At 42.4% G+C, this 20,159-nt stretch carries 15 protein-coding genes; 1 reads left to right on the top strand and 14 read right to left on the bottom strand.

What is annotated here, in order from left to right:
* Positions 1-14: 14 nt before the first annotated feature.
* The 9 genes from NST58_RS28870 to NST58_RS28910 form a co-directional block, all read right to left on the bottom strand.
* Positions 15-1,976 (bottom strand): ABC transporter ATP-binding protein/permease, encoded by a 1,962-nt coding sequence (locus NST58_RS28870; RefSeq protein WP_076128781.1) that lies wholly within the window; start codon positions 1,974-1,976, stop codon positions 15-17.
* A 207-nt stretch (positions 1,977-2,183) separates the two neighbouring features.
* On the bottom strand, positions 2,184-2,327 hold the full coding sequence (locus tag NST58_RS28875; RefSeq protein WP_175620025.1) for a hypothetical protein: 144 nt from the start codon (positions 2,325-2,327) through the stop codon (positions 2,184-2,186).
* A gap of 18 nt (positions 2,328-2,345) precedes the next feature.
* Positions 2,346-2,864, bottom strand: a complete 519-nt coding sequence (locus tag NST58_RS28880) for a DinB family protein (RefSeq protein ID WP_076128815.1) — start codon at positions 2,862-2,864, stop codon at positions 2,346-2,348.
* A gap of 168 nt (positions 2,865-3,032) precedes the next feature.
* On the bottom strand, positions 3,033-3,689 hold the full coding sequence (locus tag NST58_RS28885; RefSeq protein ID WP_248549609.1) for a response regulator transcription factor: 657 nt from the start codon (positions 3,687-3,689) through the stop codon (positions 3,033-3,035).
* Entirely contained in the window at positions 3,667-6,048 is a 2,382-nt protein-coding gene (locus NST58_RS28890; protein WP_339245061.1) for an ATP-binding protein, read from the bottom strand. The genes NST58_RS28885 and NST58_RS28890 overlap by 23 nt, the downstream gene beginning before the upstream one ends.
* A gap of 137 nt (positions 6,049-6,185) precedes the next feature.
* Positions 6,186-6,986: a CPBP family intramembrane glutamic endopeptidase gene (locus NST58_RS28895; protein ID WP_076219253.1), complete on the bottom strand. Its 801-nt coding sequence runs from the start codon at positions 6,984-6,986 to the stop codon at positions 6,186-6,188.
* 839 nt (positions 6,987-7,825) lie between these two features.
* Positions 7,826-9,058: a glycosyl hydrolase family 8 gene (locus tag NST58_RS28900; protein ID WP_339245062.1), complete on the bottom strand. Its 1,233-nt coding sequence runs from the start codon at positions 9,056-9,058 to the stop codon at positions 7,826-7,828.
* Positions 9,059-9,296: 238 nt separating this feature from the next.
* Positions 9,297-9,833: a DUF2812 domain-containing protein gene (locus NST58_RS28905; RefSeq protein ID WP_076193619.1), complete on the bottom strand. Its 537-nt coding sequence runs from the start codon at positions 9,831-9,833 to the stop codon at positions 9,297-9,299.
* Positions 9,834-9,849: 16 nt separating this feature from the next.
* Complete coding sequence (locus tag NST58_RS28910) at positions 9,850-10,173, bottom strand: PadR family transcriptional regulator (RefSeq protein WP_036681391.1); 324 nt, start codon at positions 10,171-10,173, stop codon at positions 9,850-9,852.
* 137 nt (positions 10,174-10,310) lie between these two features.
* Here NST58_RS28910 and NST58_RS28915 point away from each other — a divergent pair, with 137 nt between their 5' ends.
* Positions 10,311-10,481 carry a hypothetical protein gene (locus NST58_RS28915; RefSeq protein ID WP_155288200.1) on the top strand — a complete coding sequence of 57 codons (171 nt, stop codon included), beginning with the start codon at positions 10,311-10,313 and terminating at the stop codon, positions 10,479-10,481.
* A 78-nt stretch (positions 10,482-10,559) separates the two neighbouring features.
* Here the strand turns inward: NST58_RS28915 and NST58_RS28920 are convergent, their stop codons facing one another.
* The 5 genes from NST58_RS28920 to NST58_RS28940 form a co-directional block, all read right to left on the bottom strand.
* Entirely contained in the window at positions 10,560-11,558 is a 999-nt protein-coding gene (locus NST58_RS28920; RefSeq protein WP_076128790.1) for a globin-coupled sensor protein, read from the bottom strand.
* Positions 11,559-11,778: 220 nt separating this feature from the next.
* Complete coding sequence (locus NST58_RS28925; protein WP_076128792.1) at positions 11,779-12,108, bottom strand: four-helix bundle copper-binding protein; 330 nt, start codon at positions 12,106-12,108, stop codon at positions 11,779-11,781.
* Between the two features lie 105 nt (positions 12,109-12,213).
* On the bottom strand, positions 12,214-12,534 hold the full coding sequence (locus NST58_RS28930) for a metal-sensitive transcriptional regulator (protein WP_076128794.1): 321 nt from the start codon (positions 12,532-12,534) through the stop codon (positions 12,214-12,216).
* A gap of 74 nt (positions 12,535-12,608) precedes the next feature.
* Positions 12,609-13,637 carry a cation diffusion facilitator family transporter gene (locus NST58_RS28935; RefSeq protein ID WP_076128819.1) on the bottom strand — a complete coding sequence of 343 codons (1,029 nt, stop codon included), beginning with the start codon at positions 13,635-13,637 and terminating at the stop codon, positions 12,609-12,611.
* A 233-nt stretch (positions 13,638-13,870) separates the two neighbouring features.
* Entirely contained in the window at positions 13,871-20,020 is a 6,150-nt protein-coding gene (locus tag NST58_RS28940) for an S-layer homology domain-containing protein (protein WP_339245068.1), read from the bottom strand.
* Positions 20,021-20,159: the final 139 nt, after the last annotated feature.

The raw sequence follows: 20,159 nt of genomic DNA on the forward strand, positions 1-20,159 counted from the left end.
CTCCGCTAACCTATTTATTCATATCGTAGAGATTCCATTGGATCCAGTTTGGCAGCCTTAGAGGATGGCATCAAACCGGCGATAATACTAATCAGGGTACTCACAACGATCCCAAATAACACATAATAACCGGATAGATTAATAAGTTTCACTCCAAAAGCATTGTCCAAGAGAATATTTAACACATAACTAATGACAATGGCAAAGAGTACCGCAAAGATACCGCTGAATACACCTAATAAAGCTGATTCAGAAAAGAATATACGTTTGATATCTTTTTTCCTTGCGCCAATTGCCCGAAGAATCCCAATTTCCTTAGTCCGTTCCACTACACTGATATATAGCACAACCAATATCATGATCCCTGATACGAGAAGTGAAATCCCGGCAATACCAGAGAGAACTATAGTAGCCATATTCACATAAGTTGTGATTCGCTCCATGATTTTTGCCGATTGAGAACCTGAGAATCCAGCATCAACAGCGGCTGCATTAATATCATTCACATATTTCATATCGGTTGCAAAAGCATTAACTTGAATTGGACCTATTGTAATCCCCTTGTCAACATACATTTGCTCCAAAGTCTGCGCTGGAAGATAACCCGTGGGTTGCATTTGCGCTCTTGGATCAGTGCTTTCATAAATACCAGAGATAGTGACTTCTTGTTCCAATGTGATCGGTTTATGCTTAGCATCCATTTCATTAATATATAGATAAATCGATTTCCCTACTAAAGACTCTGGACTGTCATTTCCACTTAATTTACTTGCCGTTTTCACGGGTAATAATATCTCTTTGCCCTCTGGAAAAGCCCCTGCGGTAATCGTCTCTTTAGCAAAAGCATCCGTTAAGGTTGTTAATTGTGTAAGACTAACCGTCTGATCTGCATAAACCATAGTAGATTTGCCCGAAATGGAAGTGATGGTTTCTACATAATCAACATTTGGAATATTTCGGATGGTTTCAATATCGGCAGCCGTAAACGTTTCGCCGGGCAACATCATTGCCTCTGGACCTTGCATGCCTTTAGCTTCTTCACTGGGTTTAGTTATATCCACGAGTAAAGGATCCATACTTGAATTAATTTCGTCATTCATATAGTTCGTAATTCCATTCCCTAAGGAAAGCATCAACAGTACGCTTAAAATACCAATAGACCCACCCAAAGCTACCAATACATTACGTTTGGCGTTGAGTTTCATGTTCTGCAGAGCCATTTTAAAAGATGCAAATAAACTGAGATTCCGGGATGACCCCTCTCCTCCATCGTAACTAATCAAAGAGCGGTCCTTTAACTGAATATCATCTTTAATCCGTCCTTCTTCCACCTTTACGATACGGGTACCAGAGTCGGCTACTTTCTGTGAGTGGGTCACGGTAATGACCAATATCCCTCTTTTGGCTATGCTGTCCAATAAGGCTAAAATTTGATCGCCGGTATCCTTGTCCAAGGCCCCTGTAGGTTCATCTGCCAAAATAATATCAGGATTATTCGCTAGCGCGCGGGCGATGGACACTCTTTGCTTCTGTCCACCGGACAGCTGATTGGGACGTTTTTTCAGGTGCTCTTTCAAGCCTACCTCAGTCAAAATATCTATAGCACGTTTATTACGGTCCTTCTCACTGGTATCCGTCATCTGCATCGCCACTGTAACATTCTCCAAAACTGACAGATGCGGGATCAGATTGAAATTTTGAAAAACGAAGCCAATATTGTTCTTACGATAATCATCCATTTCCTTTTCGGTCATCGTGCTTAAATTCTTTCCGCGGACAAGGACCTCGCCCTCATAATCGGAGTCCATTCCCCCAATGATGTTCATCAGTGTGGACTTTCCGCAGCCAGACTCACCTAGAATAGAGACGAATTCACCTGTCTCAAAGCTTAGATTCACATCATGGAGTACTGGTACCTTTTCTTTACCGTACAAAGTATATGATTTCTTTACATGTTTAACTTCTAATATTTTCATTTGTTTCTCTTCCTCTCCTGGTCATGCTCTATATCTCTTTTGATGTTTCATATCCTAACAAATTTGTGTGAACTGATAATGAACTGGATAGCCACATGGAAGAGTCAGAGCTACAGCAAATATTTAGGTTAAGCAATATAAAAAGGCGAATTCACACTCAAAATGAGTGGAACTCGCCTTTTCTATTCGACTTATTTTCAAAAGAAATTAGTGCATGAGGTGATAAGCTAATCCTCCAACTTGTTTTCCGGCGTAATAAACGATGTCTATAATCACCACTGTTAATATAAATTTCGAGAGCAGCGGATATTTCTTAAATAAAGGCTTTATATTTTTCTCTATGTACTCCATTCGCGCGCGCCTCCTTTCTTAAGCTAGTGCTCTTTTTCGGATCAGCCTAATCTGGCCTCTATGATTGATTTCATCCTCAAAAACGTGAAACCACATAAAATAGTAGTTCGCAGGTTTGTTATGCCAGAATTCCTCTTCAGTATATAACCAATTATCATCGACGGTTGCGAATAATTCATAAGTCTTTTGTCTAACTTCATTTAGGCGATCTAAATAATAGCTCAGGTCATTCCCCTTAATATTGGCTCGTCCTTCGTCTCCTAAATTTAATGCTGGCCCCCATCTCGTTAGCTCTTCTTCAGACAAATCTCTTTGCTCAAACGTTGCCACTTGATATGCATATTCTACAGCAGCGTAGTGCAATAATAACGCTCCAATAGAGTTACTCTGAGCATCCAATAAATAATCCAGTTGTTCCACAGTTAGACCCTTAACGGCTTCTAATGTTGTATATCTTGCATAGTTCATCATGGATAAAAGTCGGCTGATTTGCGGGGAGTAACCTGGGATATCTGTAATCAAAAATATTTGGTTCATGTCAATCATATGGATGTTCCTCCTTGATTTCTTCAGAATAATACTCTAAATACCGGAATGGTTCAGAATTATGAATTACAGGTAATGACGATCAAGATGTCAAAGTGAGGTGCTTAACACCATGAATAAAACTAACAAAACTATGTATTGGGTTGTATGGGCTTCAACTTAGAAAGTCTCCATCCTAACAAGACCTAGTCGCTTCCCTTCCACTATAGCTTCGGATCTGGAATGTACACTAAGCTTCTCAAAGATTCTCGTCAGGTTATACTCTACAGTCCTTTGTGACATTAAAAGCTTGCTGGCTATGTCTTTATTGCTTTTTCCACTAGCTACTTCTTGGAGTATTTCCTGTTCTCTTTGATTAATGGACACTTCTTCAAGCAGCCGATTATCCCGGTGATTAGAAATCTTGATATCATTTCTTCGTAGCTGTTTAAGTAAAGACACCGGAATGACCGCCTCATTCCTTAGTGCACAACGAATGGTATTTAACAACTGTTCCCGGGAAGCTGTTTTAGAGATAAATCCTATGACCCCTGACTCCATCAAAAGATTATAATGAGCACTGATCTCATATCCGGTATAAATCACCACTTTAGATTCAGGATCACGTTGAACGGCTCTTTTGGCGAATTCAAGTCCGCTGATCGTAGGCATGTTGAGGTCGCATAAGATCACATCAAATTCTTGTTGCTCCAGCCTATCCAAAGCTTCCATCGCTGACAAAACAAAAGTAACCTCCATATCCGCGTCCTGCTCAATCATAGTTTTGGTTCCTTCTCCGACTGAAGGATGATCATCAACCAACAAGATACGTATCATCGTCATCGCCTCCTCTGTGCTTTTCTTCTACAAAAGCCATTGTCGGTAAATAAATAATAACCTCCAGTCCCTTCCCTTTCTCCGAGGTAAAAGTGCACTCCCCCTCTAAGCTAGCAACACGTTCTTTGATTCCAGACAGGCCCATATGCTGAAAAGATTCCCTGATATCAACTATATTCATGCCAATCCCATCATCCTTATATCGAAAATAGAGGTGCTCTTGCTGGTCCAGCTCAATTTCAATCTGATTCGCCTTGGCATGTTTCCCGGCATTCCGCAGGAGCTCCTGTACTATTCGATACAACGCAATCACCAGGTCATCACTTAGCTCACCAATCGGACTGGATGTAAAAGTGATAATGTAGTTGGACTGCAGCTGGGCATACTCAAACAATAGTTCCAGTGCCTTCACAATTCCGGTCTCTCTTAGCAGCGGTGGACGCAGTTCATTGCAGGTCTCCCTAATCTGATATATCACATCCAGAAGTCCCTCTTTAATCTGAAGCAGCTCTGGCAAAATATCCGCCTCAATATCATGATCGGAGATCAGTGTTTCCAGCCTGCGAAGCCAAATGAGCTGATCCTGAAGAGCAGAATCATGTAAATCCGCCGCCAGCTTTCTGCGTTCTTTCTCTGATAAGTTAAAGATCAGGCGTAGAACCCATGGTGCTGCATGTAGCTCTTTTTTCATCTCTGCTTCAAGGTCTTCAATCAAGCCTTCAATAAGATATAAATTCTCATAGACAATACTCGCATAATTTGCGAGGGTATTTAACCAGTTAAGCTCATCCGAATTAAGCTTTGTATGGTTCTTCTTATGATCAATCCAGAGGAGATGAAATTTTTTTTGGTGACGTCCGATTACGAGTAAGATCCCCTGTTTGAGTTGAACTACTTCTCCTACCTTAAAAACTGGAGATTTCGATACAAATTCTATGTTGATCTCTTGGCCCGAATTGTCGACTATTTGTTCGAGGTTACTCATATCCTCATCTCTCTCAAAAAAAGCAGACCGACTAACCGGTAAAATCTCATTGATTTCCTTGTAAATTGCAGCCTCCAAATCAGACCGCTTCATAACCTTGGAGATTTGCTTCGAGAATCGCTCCAGACTACCTTGATAATGATAAAGCTCACGGAACAGTTTAGGCCGGAAATAATAATCTATTTTCTCCTTAAAGAATAAAAAGATTGTAATAGATAAATATACAACCAAAAACATCTGAATCCATTTGATCCAATCATACTCTTGCCTGCTCTGAATGATCGCAAATACGGCTACAATCATTAGCGCCGGAAAAAAAGCAATTAATAAATAATATTTAAACCGATTAAAAGCGAAATCAATATCAAATAGTTGCCTAGCCGTCAGCAGATAAAAATAAGTAACTGGCATCAAAAACAAAAAGATCGTAGTAATTTCGTAAGGAATCAGGTTGACCCCAACAGCAATGGGTGCAGCTGAGAAGAGAACAAACGGTGTAAACGCAAGGATTTGTCCGGTAAGCATAATTTTAAACATCGATTTAAGCGCTGTGCTTCGATAAGTAATGTATAAATATAGCAGCTTAAATATGCTGTAAAAAATTCCAAAAACAAAGAACCCAATAATAATTAACCTTACAAAGGAATACAAGGATCTATCCCAGGAGTAAACCATTAGACTGGAGGTGGAAAATAGGCTTAGTAAAATGACCAGGCCATAGTATATTTTGATTACAGTAGTAGATAGAACTAATACATCAAATCGTTTCAGATATACTTGGAGAAAGTGAATAAAAACCAGTGGAATTAAAGGCAACACGCTACCCATCGCGATTCTACCTATAAGATCAGATCTACTTGAGGCATATCCCGCAAAGTAAGTTATTCCGACTAATAAAAAGAATAAAATCAGCAGCTCTGCTGAGCGATCCCCGCTTTTCCTGCGGTATAATAGAAGGCTTAACACTGCCAAAAAAACAAATGTCGCTCCAGGGACTACAAGCTGGGTAAACGTATGATAGATGGAGGACTTATTCTCAATATCATAATGCAAAGCAAGTGGAGCCCCCCCTTTGGAGTTACGAAGAAGGTCAACGGATTGAACCTGAGTTAAGCTTCCATATCTCACAGCTTCATCCACTTTATCAATCGGTTTCCCATTAACCCGTAATAAGATATCCCCTTCCCTTAGATTCTGTTTATACCCTTCGCTTGAAACGTCTGCCTCAGCAATATAATATTGCCCTTCTTCATTCTGCTCCAGACCAACGCCAAGCAAGATGTTAGAGTGAATGACCCACACAAAATGAATAATAAGAAAAACAAAAATGCAAAGTAACCCTGATATGAATAACTGGCGGAGTTTTACTGTCATTTCAAATCCCCCGAACGAACAAAATTATACATATCTCTATTCTTATTTGGTATTCCCCTACCATTTTATATGAATCACAAAGGAAATTATATACTTTTATGCATGATATTCCTTCTCCTCTAAATATCCGCATTGAATTATAGCTCTATCCTGGCTTTTTGCTGCTTCACTCTGTGGTTTCGATCCAGAATCCATATCGCTGCGCAGCCATATAAAATCACTGGAACCCAACCACTCTCCCCGGCTACATACTCCAACATAGGTGAAGAACTGACAGTAATATTGTGCAAAACACTATCTACAGCATTATTAGTTCCGTGTAAAAGCACTGCCGGCCAAATACTACCGGAGGTCAGACGCAGTTCATTTATAATGATGCCCGCAAACATAACAGATAAGGTAAAGAGCACCACCACGAGCCAGCGGCTTCCAGAGGAATGATAAGCACGCGGCCCAAGAATCGCCGGATAATGCCATATAGCCCAGATTAAGCCCATTGTTACACTAGAACTTACTCTTCCCATCCATTGAAAACGCGGGAGCAGCCAACCCCTCCAACCGATCTCTTCCCCCAAAGCAGATAATGAACCAAGAACAATGTAAACGAGCAAATATATAGCAGTCTTGATCCATGAATCTGGAGAAATTAAGCTTGAGTTCCATCCCATCCAATAGACAGCATATCCCGCTCCCAGTGAACCTAAGGGAATAACTAAAGCCAATATGTATTCTTTGCCTCCCCTAAATTTGAAGCCCAACCTTCTCCATCCCTCAGCACTGTATCCATCTCTCACAATCAGAAACATCATGATACATACTGTGAAAAAAGGAGTAAATCCATACAGACCTTGCGCCGATTCCGGAAGCAGCAACATCCCTAACGCCATTGCCCATACGATAATAATAAATAGAAGAGATTGTTTCTTGTCTGAGAGCAATATTATCACCTACCCTTTTTAGATATAAGGAACTATATCTTCCTATTTAATCCAATTGTATATAACCAGGCAGGACGTTTCACCGAAAACAACGTTCGTTAAAACCACAATTCTTTTGCGGTACTACTTATCTGTATGCCGCAAAGTCTTCAGTAAGGTTGTCCTAAAAATAGTGAAATGGTGAGCGATGTGCGATGTGCGATGTGCGATGTGCGATGTGCGATGTGCGATGTGCGATGTGCGATGTGCGATGTGCGATGTGCGATGTGCGATGTGCGATGTGCGATGTGCGATGTGCGATGTGCGATGTGCGATGTGCGATGTGCGATGTGCGATGTGCGATGTGCGATGTGCGATGTGCGATGTGCAGCGTAAGTGTAAACTAATTAGGGAAATACTCCCTGAAAATAGCCGATTTTGGCTCTAAAAGGACGGAATCAGGGAATTCCTCCCTAATAATCAGGGGGATTTCTTTATTAGTTACTGAATCGGCCAAAATTCAGGGAAGTTTTCCCTAATTATAAGTCTGATGAACAGAAATCTCTGAATTTTAGGGAGAAATTCCCCAATTGCTGTATAAGTGCTTCACTTATTGCATCCTTTGGAGCATCAATAGGTACGCCCCTTGATTCAATTGGTTATCAAATAAAGGATGCTCCACCGTAACATTAGAGATCAGGTGGCTTTACTTTTGCCCCTAATCTACTGAAACAAACAGTAGTTGACCAAAAATGCAAAACAGCGATTCTCCAATATTAGGAGAATCGCTGTTCTGTTTGACTTTTATGGTTTTGGGCATGAACGTTTTGGGGACAGCCTTTTTCTAACTATACGTTATCTTAATAGGTCCACCAGTTACCAGACATAACGATCATCGAAAACAGCTTGATGCTGTCTTCATAGTAATCTTCTGCAGCACTGCTTGCTGTGTGGCCCCAGAGAGAATTCAACCAGCTTTGGTAAGTTGATGAGGTCATCGCACTGACTCCAAATGGAGCATAGAAGGCACCGCTATTGTAACTTCCAAATACGGTTCCGTTTAGCTTATACCCATCTTTTATACTACCAGGTGTACTGCTTACTTTAGTCTTAATCCAGCTATTCATCTTATTGAGCTGCGTAAGCGCCCTGCTGTCTCCAGTAATCAAATAATCTGTTGCGATCCGCCATGGGGTACGACAAGAATTGTAATTGTAATTCCCGTCATTGGCATCCTCAAGGAAATTCGCCGCAGCAGGTTTATACACACCCCCAGAGTAAACTACGAAATCAGGCAACAGCCCAGTGCTAGAGCTATAACCCGTATAAAGGCTATTTATAATCGTGTACGTTTTATCGATAACATTCGTCCAGCGGGTATCTCCTGTAGCCTGTTGGAATGCTTTTAAATGATTTAGCATGAAATCCGAAGGTCTAGTTGCCGTATTATACGAGCCGCTATTCGCCCAGTCACCTAGACGGATCGTCCACTGTGTCTGGTTAATCTCATTGTCCATAATCGCATTAATGATATCTTTTGCAGCTTGTAAATAATTGATTGTACCACTACTTCCCCACTGCTTGTCCGCAAGCAGCAATGAGAACGCTATATCCATATCTCCATCTGTAGCAGAGTCCTCGCCTTCAATATTTTGAAAGCTGCTGTTTTGCTTCCAGGACATCAAATAAGGGTTAATTGCACTTGGGTGAGCCTTGTAATAATTATATAAGCCGTCAAAATAAGTCTGAGCATTGCTGTCATAACCAGCCATCAAAACTGTGAACAACATCCCGTAACCATGTGCTTCAGATACCGTTTCTCCATCTGAATTATACTTAACGTAATATTTGCCAGTGCCAGCTGGTTTGAGATAGGCCGTTTTCCACGCATCCCATTTGGTCTTCACTGAATTATCCATACTGGTCTGGGTTACATTGTTTGGCTTGATAGATCCACTCGTGTAGGTGGTATGTTGCGGAAAAGGTTTGTTCACTGCTGCAAACGCGGAACCGGCAGGAAGAATACTAATTACCAAGCATACGACAATAAGGCTTTTCCAACTCAACCTAAGCTTTGCATCCTTCTTCATCATTCATTGCCTCCTCTTCAATTGTGGTAATAAATTTGAAAGAAAACAGCAAGCTAATTCGTATTCGCTATCATTGTAATACAGAATATGGAATTAATATATAAGAAATTCCATTAATAGATCATTAGTACTATATATCTGAGACTTAGATTTGTTCTCACTCCTCAACTAAAAAAAGGATGGTTCCACAACCAACTTCATTCATGGCTGTGCAAACATCCTTTAGATAAAAATCCATTCGCTATTCTCGTAATTTATTCAATTTGAATCGATACGCAATGTATGGAAGACCCGGAAAGACCAACATACAAAGTGTGACCACTACTAACACCAGGCTGATATTCCTCACGATCTCAGGTAACCATCCATTAACGCCCAAGATCGCTAGGAAGATAAAAGCAATCAAAGCTATAAGCAATGGCAAGGCTACTTTGCCCATCGTTTTCTTTTCACGTTCATATTTGTCAATGAGGGTCCCTGTGTCCGAGTAGATAGGCGCCGTACCTGCAGCTGCCCGAAAGATATGAAACCCATTTCCGGCAGAACAGACATAAGTCCATCCGGCATCTTCAAAAATCAAATAATACTCCTCATCCACATTCGTGTGATAATCTACACTGTACTCAAGATTCTGGGGATCTCCCTTTCTTAACTTATAACCCAAAGGTGCAAAGCTCTCCAGGAGCCAGCCCCTTTTGGCATACTTACTCAATTTCTGCATATCTCCTTTTTCAGTAAAAGCTAAGCCCCCGCTGGTCACATATTTTGTATTCTTCATGCCTATTCCCCACCTTTTATTTGAGAATTTGTTCTGCATGTCTAATCATTTCTTTTCGGCGCTCTACTTCTTTTCTTAGCAATCCAATTCCTTTTTCCGTTGCAATATACGTTTTTCGTTTGTCGTCCTCTTCTTCTTTATACAGCTCAATAAATTCAGCCGCTAACAGCTTCTTAATGGTTGTATACATGGAAGCAGGCCCAATTGAAAATTGATTGTTCGTCATCGTTTCGATTGATTTCATAATCAGATATCCGTGTTTGGCTTCGACTAAAGACAAGAGAATATAAAATGCAGTGTCTGTGAGCTCTCCCATTTCCAATGAGTCCGTTCTTGACACTTAATCACCTCCTCATATGTATCATTAAAAGATATATCATTAAATGAACTATATCTTTTAATGATACACTTGTCAACTGCTGGCATAAAATTCAAACTACCTTCTCATACTAGGTGAAGAATATGGAGGTGAATGTCATGCCCAAAAATAGTGCCAATCCCAAAGAAGCTCCAGGAAAACATCAACCAAGTAAGAAAAACAATGCGGAGAATAACAACAATTTCAATGAAGCCGCTCAGATGGTGAACATCGATAAGGCTGCTGATTATGTGCCCAGCTTAAACGGTGTCTCCAAAACTGATGTTTAAGCTATACCGCTAATAACTTCTTCAATCAAAAAACACTCCTCAGAATTTTCTGAAGGAGTGTTTCAATCCGTGGCAGCTTCATTTCAAGTTCTCTAACTCAGCAGTCACTTTTTCAATTAAGTTCACGAAGGAAGCCAGCTCTTGAGAGCTTTTGACCTGATCCTTGGAATACATGGAGTTATGTTCCGATTCTTTTTTCACCTTGGAAAGGGTGGCATTGATATTGTCGAGTTTCTGGTCAATGGTTACCAGTGAATCCTTTGAGCGACGGGCTAGCTTACGAACTTCATTAGCCACAACTTCAAAACCTCTTCCAAACTCCCCAGCTCTGGCTGCTTCAATAGCCGCATTCAGGCCTAAAAGATGCGTATGATCAGCCACTTCTCTAATCATCGTACCCACTTGATGAATAGACTCCACCTCTTTGTCCAAATATAATACCGTTTGATGCGTTTTCTCTTGATAATCAGCATTTTTACTAGCTAAACTTTCTATCGATTCACTGCTATCCTTTAATTGAACCATCAAAGATACCAGCTCCTGAACGGCTGAACTCACTCCTGTAAGCAGGTGATTTTGCTTCTCCAGCAAGTTTTCTATTTTTGCTTTTTCATCCACTTCATAGGCTTCAAGAACGAGCTGTGAATCGAGATTAAACATCTTGGTTAAGGCATGGATAACAGGCTTCCATTCGTTTGGTAATATCCGTTCAAAATAAGCAGTAGCCAGATCCAGATATAATATGTACGTCCCCAAATACCAATTCGTTGTTAATCCAATACGGGAATGGATTTTCCCGATAAGCAAACGTCTTTCAATAAATGCTTCATCGATCACACCAGCGGCCATAGATAAAAAATACCACTGCTGTGTTTCTTTCAATCGATCCAGTGTACTGTGCTGCTCAATGATGTGGAGCAGCTCTGGCTCCATCGTCATCTGTTTATACAGCTCCTCAACCAATGAGCTAACGATTAAGTTGAATTCTTTCTCCTTGCTTTTTAATAATTCTAAATCAGCCTCAGTAATCCCTATATAGCTAACTTGCTGGAGTCGTTCTGGACTAAGATTGATCATACCGTCGTTAACATCCCTCTCATAACTGTTTATTTTTCTCAGCCATCCCCTATGCATCTATATCTCTTGATTATAAAGGTATTATTTCAATAAATTTTAACACTATATTTACCTATATTGCTTAATAATTTTACAAAACCTCACTAGTTGCCCTTAGATTTGGCTTCCTATTCATGAATAAAGGGCTGCCGCAGCAGCCCTTTCAGTTTCAAGCTTTAATTTACGCCGCCATTTCACGGCAAACTTTTGCACAAGCAAAACAAGCTTCTGCACATTGCTGGCAATGTTCATGATCATGCTTTTGGCATTCGTTGCCGCAGGCTTCACAAGCTTCTGCACAAGCTAAACAAATCTCTGTTGCATATTTACTGTTCATCGACATGGCATGAGCTGCAAACTCGCATATATCTGCACATTCACGATCCAGGCGAATGCACTCCTTCATCATCCCCACATGATCCTCATCCAAACAAGCTGAGTAACAGTGATTGCAAGCTATCATACATTTTAAACACTCATCGATACACTCTTTGTAGTTTTGATGTGCCATAACACATTCTCCTCTCAATTTATTAATTAGGATAGTCCCCTACTCTATATATACCCAATTTAAGCAAATAAAAAAGGATTCCGGGGAATCCTTCCGATTGATCAATTATCTAATTAATTTATTAATGGTAACTAGTAGTTCATCCAGTACCTCGTTCTCACCTTCCTGGATACGTTCCACTACACAACTTTTCATATGATGCTCCAGCAAAAGCTTGCCCACGCCGTTCAATGCAGATTGGACCGAGGAGATTTGATGCAGCACATCATCACAATAGGTGTCTTTTTCAATTAACCCTTTTAGCCCTCTAACTTGACCTTCAATTCTATTTAGCCGGCTAATCAAATTCTTTTTAGTTTTATCTGAGTGATGACTTTTCCGCTCATCCGTACTGCATGATTCATGCTCGTGAGTCAGATTATCCATGCACCGATCACCCCTTTCCTCGTATTTTTATTATACTATAGCCCCCCTATTCTATTCAAAAAATAAATCATTGATTAGATTTTCAATTCTTCATGAACTATAGCTGAAGTTTCAACCTGAATGGTTGTATGTTGAATTTTGAAATGATCGGCAGTTAACCGAATCGCTTGCTGCAAAATGCGTTGGTCATCTGCTTCCTCTTCAATTAAGATATGACAGCTGAGTGAATCTAATCCCGAAGTTATGGTCCAGATATGCAGGTCATGAACATTTCTAACCCCCTCAATGCTTTCGAGGATTTCCTTTACTTCAGCTGGATTAATTGTAATCGGGGTGCCTTCCATAAGGACGTGAACGGTATGTTTGATAATTCCCCATGCCCCTCTAAGAATCAATAGAGCAACCAGTACGCTTATGATTGGATCAGCAACATACCAGCCAAAAATCATCATGATTAAACCGGCAATAATTGCCCCTACTGAACCTAAAGCATCACCAAGCACATGGAGATAAGCACTACGGAGATTAATGTTATTTTTCACATCCCCTTTTCTCATAAGCGACCATGCACTAGCCACATTGGCTAAAAGACCAATACTTGCGATCAGCATCATAGATCCGCTGGCAACTGTCGGCGGCTCAAAAAACCGCCCATAAGCTTCTACAATGATAAATCCAGCAACTACAAATAAAGTAACTCCGTTTAAGAGTGCCGCCAAAATTTCAAATCGATGAAAACCATACGTTTTGTTCGGAGAAGCAGGTTTAGTTGCAAACCAGACCGCTACTAGGCTTAATGCTAGAGAGCTTGCATCGTTTAGCATATGCCCACTGTCCGATAACAGGGCTAAGCTGTTAGTAATCAACCCACCAAAAAACTCCAAAAACATAATTCCAACCGTAATGATCAACGCAATCAAAAGCCCTTTTTTATTTCCACTAGGATCAAAATGTTGATGCCCGTGAGAGCCATGGGAGTGACTGTGTCCTTCATGAGCGTGACTGTGTCCTTCATGAGCGTGGTCGTGGTTACTGTGATCGTGATTGGACTGTTGCCCGTGTACATTCTCGACCTGATGATTGCGTTTGTTCTTCTTGTTCATCATGCTTAACCTCCTATTACCTTCAGCTAGATAGTATTCGTAGCCCTGCGCAGTTACATTCAAAAGCTCCAGTTAATAATAACATATGAGCATGTGTTCATATGTTATTATTAACTGGATTTTTCTTCTTGTCAATAAAAAAGCAACAAATGATTGTCTCTGACCTAATAAAATAAAGAGGACCCTCCGCAGCTCTTCCTGCATGAAGGATCCTCTCGAATCAGAACCGTGTATTAAATCAAATCTGATTGTTGCAGCAATCTTTGGATGATAGCCGCAACTTCTGCTCTCGTAATGAAGGCTTGTGGGGCAAGTACATTTCCGCTTCTGCCCGTGATGATTCCTGCTTGCAGGCTGTCTGCGATGCCACTCTTCGCCCAGTCTGATGCTTCATTCGCATCCGTGTAAATGCTCAGCAGCTCGCTTGCTTCTTTGGCCGGAAGATTTGTCTTCAAATCGGTAATCACCATAGCTTTAGCAATAATACTCATCGCCTGTTCCCGAGTAATCTTGTCTGTTGGATGGAACGTTCCATCTTCAAAACCGTTGATTAGCTTATAGGAGTAAGCTGTCTGCACAGCATCATTATACCAATCTGAGACCTTTACATCCGTAAAGGATGTTGTCCCGCTTTCCAACTTCAATCCCAATCCACGTACGATAATCGCCGCAAATTCTGCACGTGTAATCTCCAGATTAGGGTTAAACAAATCGTCGCCGACTCCATTAATAACCTTACGGGAAGCCATCTCATTGACAATGTCCTTAGCCCAGTGGGTGGCGACATCCTTGAAGTTCTGTGGATCTTGAACTACAAAATACGTACTGTTCGTTAAACTGTGTATTTTCGCAAAGTGTTTGCCATCAATGGCAACAATCTGTGTGGGTACATGGCGGAACGTCCCCCCCGCTTCAAGCACTAGCCCAGTCGTGATCTTCTTAAGGTCTACACCATCCGCTAGAGGAATAGTTCTTTCCACATAGGTATTAAACTTAGTGAGTTCAACAGTTTTCCCAGCGTAAGTAACCTTCACCGTGAAATCTAATGGCTGAGCTACCAACGTTAGCTTTTCATTGGCTGCCAACATTTCTATTCTTTTCAGTGCATCCGCAGTCGGAACAGAAATTGAAATTTGCACCTTCACATCTTGTAGAGCAATGTCTGTGCCAAACTGTTTTGAAATTGCACTGATATCAATCTGTGCTGCTGATATTGTATAAGTACCTTTTGGAGTACGAATGATTAGCAGCGCCTGCTTCTGCTCCATATCTTTGATGATTTGGCCATTAAGCTCGCCAATAATCACATCTGAAGTCGCAGTCACAGGGATAGTTATAATTGCATTCTGGTCTTCCTTTTCGATACGTTGCTCTATTTTTGCCTGATCTACAACAATCGTGGTAACCGTCTGCCCGTTATGCTCAGATATCGTTGCTGTTCCGGCATTTTCAACCTTACCGTTCACCAATACCTCAACCATGCTGCTAGATGGTGTAGCTGTAGCTGTAGCAGTGGATCCTGCTGTTGCAGTTGGTGCAGTTGTTGAAGGTGGTGCAGTCGGTGTTGATGTCGGTGATTCTGTTGGCGTTGGTGTTGGTGTTGGCGGTGTAGGTGTAGGTGTAACCTCAACCTCCGTTGATGACTTCGGTGTCACGGAGTTCGAAACTTCAGAAGCTACACTACTACCAGCGCTATTAATCGCTTTAACTGTAAACGAATAAGTGGTTCCATTCGCTAGACCTGTTACCTTTATTGGACTTGTTGCCCCAACCGTTACGATATTACCCGGAGAAGCAGTTACCTCATAATTCGTAATTGGAGTTCCCCCGTTCGAATCAGGAACTGCAAATGTCACAGTCACCTCGCCATCTCCCGCTACCGCTATTAAGTCCGTAGGTGCAGATGGTGATGTTCTTGGTTTCGTGCTGACTTCGTTAGAAGCTGCACTCTCCCCGCCCGGATTAGATGCCTTAACTACGAAATAATAAGATTGGCCATTAGTTAACCCTGTCACATCATAGTTGTAGACAGATTCGCTTACTGTAGCCACTTGGGTCTCATAGATTCCGGAAGTGATACCTTGATATATAGTGTATCCAATCGCACCCTTCACCGGATCCCATGTTAAGCCGATGAGGCCATTACTTGCCACAGGTGAATGAAGTATTGGCGCGCCCGGCGCTGGAACCTGAGGCGTTCTAGTTACTTCATTGGAAGCCGCACTGATACCATCAGGATTAACAGCTTTAACAATAAAATAATAAGCAGTTCCATTAATTAATCCTACAGCATCGTAACTGTTCTCAGAGCCACTTATAGTAGCTACCTCAGCTCCATAAACACCTGAAGCTGTAGACTGATATACAGCGTAACTATCGGTACCATATACGGGACTCCAAGTAATTCGAATATGTCCGTTTCCTGCTGTTACAGACTCAATACTTGGCGCAGCAAGTTCAGGCCAGGTAAGGTCAATAACTGCGCTAGTGATCTCTGCAAGACCTGTCGCATCAAATGCCAGTTGCGCTCCGGTGATTCCAGCTGCATTCGTAGCTCCCAGATCCGTAAAGGAAATGAGGCCCGCTACTGCCGTCAACGTCGTATTCCCCGTCAACGTCCAGCTTCCAGTATCCTTCTTCGACACAGTAACAACCGTACTGTTGTCGCCAATATTCACATTCCCAAACTGATCCAGCAGCGTTATCACTGGCTGCTGCGCGAAGCTGCCGCCATTGGCTTGCGGAGCACTTACACCCGTAGTGAGCTTCATTGTCGCTGTGCTACCTGCGACAGGTGCAATGTTCAGCACTGTTGCCGCTGGCGTGGCTACGCCTGCTTGGCTGAACACAACCGCTTGCGCGCCAGCTTTGTTCAGCTTCAGGTTCACCTGTGCTACACCCTCAACGAAATCAACGTTGATCTTGCTCGGTGAAGCTGCCAAAGCGGTGCTTCCTAAGCTTCCGTACGTTCCGTCCGGCGCAACACCATAACCCGTTACCGTCACTTCTTTCGTTCCGGTGAACGTTGTATCTGTATTACCCAGCGAATTTTTCACGGTCAGCGTAATGCCATTATCTACACCTACGACAGGCGTCAAGGTCGCCGCTGAGGCGGTGATGCTTTGCGCTCCCTGTGGTTGTGGAAGATTCACGGTAGCGCTAGTGATCTGTGGAAGACACGTCGCATCAAATGCCAGTTGCGCTCCGGTGATTCCAGCTGCATTCGTAGCTCCCAGATCCGTAAAGGAAATGACACCCGCTACTGCCGTCAACGTCACATTCCCCGTCAACGTCCAGGTTCCAGTGTCCTTCTTCGACACAGTAACAACCGTACTGTTGTCGCCAATATTCACATTCCCAAACTGATCCAGCAGCGTTATCACTGGCTGCTGCGCGAAGCTACCGCCATTGGCTTGCGGGGCACTTACGCCCGTGGTCAGCTTCATTATCGCTGTGCTACCTGCGACAGGTGTAACGTTCAGCGCTGTTGCTGCTGGCGTGGCTACGCCTGCTTGGCTGAACACAACCGCTTGCGCGCCAGCTTTGTTCAGCTTCAGGTTCACCTGTGCTACACCCTCAACGAAATCAACGTTGATCTTGCTCGGTGAAGCTGCCAAAGCGGTGCTTCCTAAGCTTCCGTACGTTCCGTCCGGCGCAACATCATAACCCGTTACCGTCACTTCTTTTGTTCCGGTAAACAGAGTGTCCGTGTCGCCCAGCGAGTTCTTCACGGTCAGCGTAATGCCATTATCTACACCTACGACAGGTGTCAACGTCGCCGCTGAGGCAGTGATGCTTTGCGCTCCCTGTGGCTCTGGAAGATTCAACGCTACACTAGTGATCTGTGGAAGTCCTGTCGCATCAAATGCCAGTTGGGCTCCGGTGATTCCAGTGGCATTCGTAGCTCCTAGATCCGTAAAGGAAATGACACCCGCTACTGCCGTCAACGTCACATTCCCCGTCAACGTCCAGGTTCCAGTGTCCTTCTTCGACACAGTAACAACCGTACTGTTGTCGCCAATATTCACATTCCCAAACTGATCCAGCAGCGTTATCACTGGCTGCTGCGCGAAGCTACCGCCATTGGCTTGCGGGGCACTTACGCCCGTGGTCAGCTTCATTATCGCTGTGCTACCTGCGACAGGTGTAACGTTCAGCGCTGTTGCTGCTGGCGTGGCTACGCCTGCTTGGCTGAACACAACCGCTTGCGCGCCAGCTTTGTTCAGCTTCAGGTTCACCTGTGCTACACCCTCAACGAAATCAACGTTGATCTTGCTCGGTGAAGCTGCCAAAGCGGTGCTTCCTAAGCTTCCGTACGTTCCGTCCGGCGCAACATCATAACCCGCTACCGTCACTTCTTTTGTTCCGGTAAACGTTGTATCCATATTGCCCAGCGAGTTCTTCACAGTCAGCGTAATGCCATTATCTACACCTACGACAGGTGTCAACGTCGCCGCTGAAGCGGTGATGCTATATGCAAGAGTAGGTCCTAGGTTCAGGGTCATTTTAGTGAAATAATCCCCCACGACCTTAAAATTAGTACCATCGTAAATAATACCATTAAGATTAGAGGTAAGATCAGATGTTTCCTGAGTCCACGTGGATCCGTCTGCCGAAGAGAATAACTCCCCCTTCAATCCAACAGCCAGAAAACTTCCATTACCAAAGCTGATATTATTTAGTGCGCTAGCTGATATTGTAACCTTCGTAAAAGTTACCAAATCTTCTGTGGTTAGAATTACTGCCTGCTGGCTAAGTGTATCTTCTCCAACCAGAATATAAGCTCTACCATCATAGGCAATTCCCTTTAAAGAAGTATTGGGGAACCCAATCTCTAAGGGCACATTCCACTGTATTCCATCTGATGATTTTGCGATAACAACGCTCTCTTGCTCATAAGTAGTACTATTGTATTTCATCCCAAGAGCTACAAATTGATTATTCAAGTAAGCTACTGTATTAAATGCAAAATCCCCATTTTTAAATCTCTCTGTCCATGAGGTTCCGTTAACTGAAGAATAAATTCCGCCATAATCGGAAACAGCAACGTACTGATTTGTGCCAAAAGCAACGCCAGTCAGATTGTCCTGCACTCCGGTATCTGTCATAGTCCAAGTATCACCGTTGGTCGAGGTCACCACTTTGGCGTTAAGATTGTAGTTTTCTTTATCTGTAACCGCAATAAACTTCCCTGCTCCATAAGTGACCGCATTCATTCCCGGCAGCTTGGAGGGTGTGACATCGTTCCATACTGCGGAGCTATTAGATTTGTAAATAGAGCCATATTCCCCGGATGAGACGGCAACATAATTGCCATTACCATCCTTAGCAATACTTTTCAGATTACCGCTGACATTACTCCACGCCGATAGGTCAGAAGAAACCAGTAAGCCGTTGCCCCCTGAAGCAACATATTTTCCATTTCCGTAAACCATATTGTTCATCATCATTGTTGTATGGGTATCCGAAGATGTCCACTGGGTGCTGTCCAGCGGAGCCGCAGAAGATTTATAAATTACACCCTGCCCAAACAACAAATAGCTCCCATTTAAAGAACCTCCCCCATAAAATTGCTTGTTATCCCATGAGGCATCAACGGTCCAATTAGCACCGTCTGTAGAGGTGAATACTTTTTTAGCATAAGGAGTCACAATATAACTAAAGAAACGATTATTTAAATAGATTACATTCGTAACATAAGGCCAACTAGAGTTATAGTGGTTGATCACAAGATCGGTTAAGGTGACCGTTGTCCAATTGATCAGATTCGTTGAGGTATAATAGACAGCATTGTTAGCAGAGACCACATATTTGTTGTTGCCATAAGCAATATCCGTTAAGCTTTGCATTCCGAATATTGCATTGGTAGAAGTGATTCCTGTGTCTGTCCAGTTAATGCCATCCGAGGATTGTAGTAGAGTTACATCATAAGAAGGTGGATTGGTGCCAGGTTTATATACTGACTGCCATACAAAGAACTTTTCATTGACCGCTTTCAACCTTTCCGGTGTGATAGCTAACGTTTTTTTTGTCCAATTTTCACCATCGAGTGAATTGTAAACTGCCTTTTCGCTACCATCAATAGCTAAGAACAGCCCATTAGCGAACACAATAGAAGTTAGTTTGGGGTTCCCCGCCTTTTTTGAGATAGACCAATCTACGCCATTTGATGATGTAGATATCCCTCCTTGGCCCACCGCTACAAAAACATTGTTACCAAAAGCAACACTGCTCAAATTTCCAGCTGATGTGGAGCTTTGATCTATGATATTGCTATTGCTATTGCTGGGTGCTGCATAAATTACTGCAGGCATAAACAGAGAACTGACGATAGAGAATACTAAACTTATTGCTAATAAAAGATTGCCACTCCGCTTAATCACAATTTTCCCCCTTTGGCATTACACCAAAATATAAATACTTCCACCATATGGAGATTAGATGTCTTTTCTAAGATTTGTAGCCATTTGGTTTGATTTTTATATCGGTATAATCCGAGAGAATTATTACGAATTTAACATT

It is taken from the genome of Paenibacillus sp. FSL R10-2796, from assembly GCF_037965315.1.
GTDB classification, from domain to species: Bacteria; Bacillota; Bacilli; order Paenibacillales; family Paenibacillaceae; genus Paenibacillus_AQ; species Paenibacillus_AQ odorifer.